Below are 6254 nucleotides of genomic sequence, written 5' to 3' on the forward strand. Positions count from 1 at the left end.
GCCGAATACCTTATTAACTGTAAACGAGTTTAATACAGGTCAGAGGCAGATATAAAGGCAGAAGGAATATAATTTTGCAAGACAAGTTGATAACCTGCTAATTCTACAGAATGTCCGACCTTAATAGTAAACTTAGATAGTTGCTCCTCTAACGATAGACATTTCGATAGACATTTCGATTGAGGATAATTTTTTTGAGTATAATTACACTTGACTAAAGCTACATCGAATCTACAAGAACAATCTGCTAATTCTGGGCGATCGCTCAAAAATATTTCTGCGGTTTGCCACAACTTGGCTTGTTTTGCTTCTGTAACTGCCAGTAAACCATTTTTATCCCAGTTACCCCGACTACGAGTTTTGACCTCCACAAATACCAGAATTGGAAATTTTTGAGCTTGGTTATCTTCCAAAGGAGAGGTTTTTAGGGCAATAATATCTAACTCTCCCCAGCGACATTGCCACCGTCGATGGAGTATTTGCCAACCTTCTTGAGTTAACCATTTTGCCACTAAATCTTCTCCCAAGATACCTGTGTCAATTTTTGAGGAAGAAGCAGATTGCCTAGATGAAGAAAAGCTCATTTTGGTTTATTCTTCTTATTATGGTTATGGACTGCCTGGAGTAATTTAGACAGAAGTAGTATGAATTTTAGACAACAAAAAACTTCCCAAATTTTAGTCAACTTCGTCTTTTCACTAATAGTATATCTCATTACTATTGGGGCAATAACTGCCTTAATATTTACTAACTTGACACCTACTCTAGCTGATGAGTATGACAAGCAAATTTTAGTGGGTGTTGATTTTTCTGGTCGAGACTTAACTGATGATTCATTTACTAAATCTATTCTGCGTAAAAGTGACTTCAGTAATTCAAATTTAAGTGGTGTTAGTTTGTTTGGCGCTCATTGTGCGACCTGAACTGGTCAATTGAACTGGGAAGTCCACTTCCCTATGGGTTCTTCATCCCATACCCTTGTAGAGTAATCCGTCATGAAGAACGGTAGGTCACACTATAGCTAGTAATAGTAATGGTGGTAAGCAGATCCTAAAAGTAGCCAAAAAGGATAGGAATAATCCTCTAGGAGCGAAAGGGAGTGATGGAAAGATGAACATAGTTCTAAGTTATTTATTAAACTGCGTTATCCGATGAAGAGCCAAATATTCCTGATAGGCTCTAACCAAAATGGTAAATGGGTAGATGTACAGAGTAATGGGTTCTGTACATATGAAGACATCATCCCCCTCGCAGAAAAGATAACCATCTTAACCATCACAGAACTTCAAGTGATACAACAGGAAAAACCCTACAGAGTTCAGTATGGTAGTCAATCTACTGATAGGCAAAGAGTAATCAATGCAGAAATCTCTGGAGGGAGAAGGATGAGGTAAGAAGCGAATGCCACTTTGTAATGAAGTGGATAGGGGTACTCTTCGAGAAGCCTAACGGCTACAAAATTTGCCCCTGAGCGAAAGCGAAGCAGACGTACCTTGGGTCATATACGAAAAAGAAAACTTATCAGGAATTGAACCGAATGAAAAGTTTGATATCTCATCAAGAGATAAATGGACAGGAGGGACAATTAAATAGCTGGAACGACATTAACTGGCGTAAAACTATCAAAATTGTCAAAAACCTAAGAAGACGTATTTTTCGTGCCAAAAAGCTCGGTCAGTATAAGCAACTAAGAAGATTGCAGAAACTGATACTAAAGTCCTACTCAAATCTACTATTGTCTGTTAGACAAATCACTCAATTGAATAGCGGTAAAGCTATTTCTGGTGTCGATAAGGAGGTGATAAAAACTCCAGAAGATAGAGTGAAACTTATTAACAATTGGAAGGAAAACAAAGTCAAACCTGTTAAAAGGGTTTATATTCCTAAGTCCAATGGTAAGAAGCGGTGCGACCCCGCGTCGGCGAAAGACGCAAGCGGTCAGACCCCGCGACGACGACAGTCGCAAGCGGTCGGACTCCGCGCCGCCGATAGGCGCAAGGGAACGCCGACCAAGAGAGGGAATGCTGACCAAGAGAGGGAACGTGCACCAAGACAAGGTCCTTTCGGCATCCCAACCGTAAGAGATAGAGTACAACAAGCAATAGTTAAAAATTCCCTAGAACCCGAATGGGAAGCGGTTTTTGAACCCAATAGCTATGGATTCAGACCAAAAAGAAGCTGTCACGATGCAATTATGCAATGTTACAGCAGACTCAATGCAGGAAACGCAGATAGATGGGTTCTAGACGTTGATTTAAAAGGATTTTTCGATAACATTAACCATGAAACTATAATCAATCTCATTGACTCTTTCCCTGCAAGGAAACTAATCAAGGATTGGTTACAAGCTGGATTCATTGACAATGGTGTTAAATACGAAACCTTAAAAGGGACACCTCCGGGTGGAGTGATTAGCCCAATACTAGCCAACATTGGCTTACATGGATTAGAGGAATTAATCACCTCTATTAGACTCCCTGCCAAAGCCAGAGGTTATCACAGACCAAAACTCGGCTTCATTCGCTATGCTGATGATTTTGTAATTACAGCTAGAGAGAAAGAACACCTAGAAACAGCTTTCACAACTTTAAAAACATGGTTACATGAGAAAGGACTTAAAATCAACTCCGAAAAAACAAAGATAGTTCACATAGATGAGGGATTCAACTTTTTAGGTTTCAATCTACGTCACTATGGTGGCAAATTACTAATTAAACCTGAAAAGGAAAAAGTCCTTGAATTCTGTAAGAAACTCAAGGATGAAATAAATAAAGGACTAGGTTTAACCCAAGTCGCCCTGATCAGAAAACTAAATCCTATCCTAGGAGGGTTTGCTAATTACTACAGAAGCCAAGTTAGTAAGGAAGTTTTCTCCTATGTTAATCATAAACTAACCAACTATCTTTGGAAATGGGCGGTTCGTAGGCATCCGCTCAAAGGCAAAAAATGGATAAAAGACAGATACTTCCACTATTACAATGGGGTCAAATGGACTTTCATGTGCGAAGAAGTAGGTAGAAATGGAAAAACGAAACCTATAATTTTAGTTGATATATCCAAAGATATACCTATTATTAGACACATTAAAGTCAAAAGTGTAGCCAGTCCAGATGATGCTAACTACACTGACTATTTTGAAGAACGTAACAAATCAATGGGCAATAAAAGATGGGCAAAAGGTTCTAAATTGGACAAAGTAGCCAAAAATCAAAATTATAAATGCCCAATTTGTAACGACTCATTGCTTAATGGTGAACATCTAGAAATCCATCACATAGTACCTGTGGTGAAAGGCGGTTCAGATGACGTGAATAACCTTATACACCTACATAAAATGTGTCATAAGCAGGTACATAAATCCGAGTGAAATAAGGCTTGAAGTATGGCTTGAGCCGTATGAGTTGAAAGGCTCATGTACGGTTCTTAGAGGGGTGAGGTCTGGTAACAGACCAATCCTACTCGACTAGAAGGAGCTAATTTAGAAGGAGCTAATCTGAGTTATTCTACTTTGGATAATGCAATTTTTAACAAGGCAAATTTGACTAATGCTATCTTAGAGGGTGCTTTTGCTTTTCATACTCAATTTCGTGGTGCAATTATTGATGGAGCAGATTTTACAGATGCTTTTTTACGAGAAGATACTCAAAAGGAGTTATGTAAAATAGCTCAAGGTACGAATCCTATTACGGGTAATGATACAAGAGATACACTCTTTTGTGATTAATTTTAATTTGCTTTATTTGAAGTAACAAGGGAAAGGGAATGAGCAGAAGTAAAAGTGAAGTACATTTACTTCAATCTTCCCTTTTTTATTTGAAATATGTGAGAGTAAGCATTTCTTACGGAATGCTGCGCAAACAGCGGTCAGCTAGCCTCCTATCGGAGGAACTTCATTAACAGCTACCAGCTTTATAGAATTAAAAGAATGACTTTTGCCTTGCTCATAGCGCTATTAAGACTATTGAATAGTAGTATATTAATTTAATTTATAATTAATTAATTAACATATTTATAATTTAAATTAATTTTGACAAAAAAAGTTGAAATGAGCTATCGAAAGGCAAATTTTAGGGAAAAATCTGGATTTCGCGCTTGTATGAGCAATCTTTTCATAAACGCTACAAGTTCTGATATGCAATAAATACAGGATTTTTGCTGATCGGCAAATTTTGATGTATATTGATAGCAAGTTATTCGCTCTGCGTAGGTGCTTTCAAAAATGAATAATATTTTAATCCTACATTTCGCACGACAATTTGTAACATTAAAAGTAGTATGAGAATCGGTAGCTTGCTAAATATTTATACTATGTAAATCATCCTCATTGACCTTTCTCATTCGTCTAATTTTTAGTAGAATATTAAGCATAAATACTTACTTAGGGTTTGCGCTCAAAAGTCTGATGGTAATGATAGGCAACAGGGAACAGCTCCGAAAGGCAATAGTTTAGACTATCTGCTACGGCCAAATTTTCGGCATAGTCAGGAGAAAAGTATTAGCATTTTGAGGCTACAACAACCAAAAACCTTGCACCCCATCAGCAATATTTAACCCCGGAAGGCTTGACAGGTAATGATTACAATTTTATTCAGCAAGCCCTACTTAATTGTTTAGTTATTCAATTCCCCTAAAGGTACTTGTATTAAATCATAGATAGTGGTGATTCTTAATCTCTCTAATTCCTTAATCCACTCTGATTCTGAATATAATTTTTCTTGATATTTTTTAGCTAGTTCATAGTCAGTAGATAAATCAGTATTTTGCCACATACTTAAAACAGCGCTACGACGTTTTTTACACATAATTAATTCGATAGCTGCTATGGCAGAACGAATTTCTAAAGGCGCTCTAAGAAGATTTCTCTTTGCCTTTTCATCTAAATGAAAAAGATGCTCTACTTCTGATAGTTTATCTGGAGCGTCTAAATAACTATCTTGCAACTTTGAAATTAAATCATCTGAGTCAGTAATTTGATATTCAGACATATTTTCTACATCAATAATTTGTTTCCACAAAAATCGATTGTGAGACAAACTAAACTGTAAATCTCTAGCCTCCATTGCAGATTTCACATCTTGACGATATTTCGGGCAATGTAAATAAATACGCAGTAATAAATATTCTGCTTCTGCTAATAAACTACGCTCTGTCGGTGGAGATAAAACTTTCTGTGAATTATTATTTTTTCCCTGAGTGAAATTTCTATTATTTTTTCGATAATATTTTAACTGTTTTGCTACTAGCAATGGTGCTGATAAAAATTCGTTCTCTGCTAAAAGCTTTTTCCAATGAGTAACAACTTGGTTCAACAAATTTTCAGTCAGTAATGAAACCCTCCGAGAATCTCCTTGACTCAAAATATCTGCACAATATTGAAGATAATAAGTAAGCTGATTATCGTTAGTTATTACGGAGGAGCTACACTATAAGCTTTTAATTTTTCCGTGTCCTTTACTTCAATTGCTATAAAACAAAGAAATTATTTATAGTTATAGTAATCCCAAATAATTTATAAAAAATCTCAGGATATATCTATATCAAAACAAGAATTTTTTTAGTCACTTAATTCCCCTAGAGGTACTTGTATTAAATCATAGATAGTGGTGATTCTTAATCTCTCCAATTCCTTAATCCACTCTGACTCAGAATAAAATTTTTCTTGATACTTTTTAGCCAATTCAGAGTTTTTAGCCAATTCAGAGTCAGTAGATAAATCAGTATTTTGCCACATACTTAAAACAGCGCTACGACGTTTTTTACACATAATTAATTCGATAGCTGCTATGGCAGAACGAATTTCTAAAGGCGCTCTAAGAAGATTTCTCTTTGCCTTTTCATCTAAATGAAAAAGATGCTCTACTTCTGATAGTTTATCTGGAGCGTCTAAATAACTATCTTGCAACTTTGAAATTAAATCATCTGAGTCAGTAATTTGATATTCAGACATATTTTCTACATCAATAATTTGTTTCCACAAAAATCGATTGTGAGACAAACTAAACTGTAAATCTCTAGCCTCCATTGCAGATTTCACATCTTGACGATATTTCGGGCAATGTAAATAAATACGCAGTAATAAATATTCTGCTTCTGCTAATAAACTACGCTCTGTCGGTGGAGATAAAACTTTCTGTGAATTATTATTTTTTCCCTGAGTGAAATTTCTATTATTTTTTCGATAATATTTTAACTGTTTTGCTACTAGCAATGGTGCTGATAAAAATTCGTTCTCTGCTAAAAGCTTTTTCCAATGA

5 protein-coding genes and 2 pseudogenes are annotated in these 6254 nt (G+C 36.0%); 4 read left to right on the forward strand and 3 right to left on the reverse strand.

Annotated features, from left to right (window positions below; translation table 11 throughout):
• Window positions 1–29 precede the first annotated feature (29 nt).
• Window positions 30–584 (reverse strand): YraN family protein, encoded by a 555-nt coding sequence (locus F6K23_RS23840; protein ID WP_293160421.1) that lies wholly within the window; start codon window positions 582–584, stop codon window positions 30–32.
• A gap of 60 nt (window positions 585–644) precedes the next feature.
• Here F6K23_RS23840 and F6K23_RS23845 point away from each other — a divergent pair, with 60 nt between their 5' ends.
• From F6K23_RS23845 to F6K23_RS23860, 4 genes and pseudogenes are all read left to right on the forward strand, one after another.
• The gene (locus F6K23_RS23845) at window positions 645–923 is read left to right on the forward strand and encodes a pentapeptide repeat-containing protein (RefSeq protein ID WP_293160423.1); all 279 of its coding nucleotides are present in this window, start codon (window positions 645–647) and stop codon (window positions 921–923) included.
• A 228-nt stretch (window positions 924–1151) separates the two neighbouring features.
• Window positions 1152–1394, forward strand: a complete 243-nt coding sequence (locus F6K23_RS23850; protein WP_293160425.1) for a hypothetical protein — start codon at window positions 1152–1154, stop codon at window positions 1392–1394.
• 143 nt (window positions 1395–1537) lie between these two features.
• Window positions 1538–3367: a group II intron reverse transcriptase/maturase gene (locus F6K23_RS23855; protein ID WP_293160427.1), complete on the forward strand. Its 1830-nt coding sequence runs from the start codon at window positions 1538–1540 to the stop codon at window positions 3365–3367.
• Between the two features lie 96 nt (window positions 3368–3463).
• Window positions 3464–3724: pseudogene (locus tag F6K23_RS23860) on the forward strand (pentapeptide repeat-containing protein); the annotation flags it as partial.
• 886 nt (window positions 3725–4610) lie between these two features.
• Here F6K23_RS23860 and F6K23_RS23865 read toward each other — a convergent pair.
• The gene (locus tag F6K23_RS23865; protein ID WP_293160429.1) at window positions 4611–5357 is read right to left on the reverse strand and encodes a hypothetical protein; all 747 of its coding nucleotides are present in this window, start codon (window positions 5355–5357) and stop codon (window positions 4611–4613) included.
• A gap of 197 nt (window positions 5358–5554) precedes the next feature.
• A pseudogene (locus F6K23_RS23870) lies at window positions 5555–6254 on the reverse strand (DNA primase); the annotation flags it as partial.

The organism is Okeania sp. SIO2C9 (genome assembly GCF_010672455.1).
Lineage (GTDB): Bacteria > Cyanobacteriota > Cyanobacteriia > Cyanobacteriales > Microcoleaceae > Okeania.

Coding starts and splice junctions, on each gene's coding strand:
- F6K23_RS23840 (WP_293160421.1), bottom strand. CDS start 584: ATGAGCTTTTCTTCATCTAGGCAATCTGCTTCTTCCTCAAAAATTGAC.
- F6K23_RS23845 (WP_293160423.1), top strand. CDS start 645: ATGAATTTTAGACAACAAAAAACTTCCCAAATTTTAGTCAACTTCGTC.
- F6K23_RS23850 (WP_293160425.1), top strand. CDS start 1,152: ATGAAGAGCCAAATATTCCTGATAGGCTCTAACCAAAATGGTAAATGG.
- F6K23_RS23855 (WP_293160427.1), top strand. CDS start 1,538: ATGAAAAGTTTGATATCTCATCAAGAGATAAATGGACAGGAGGGACAA.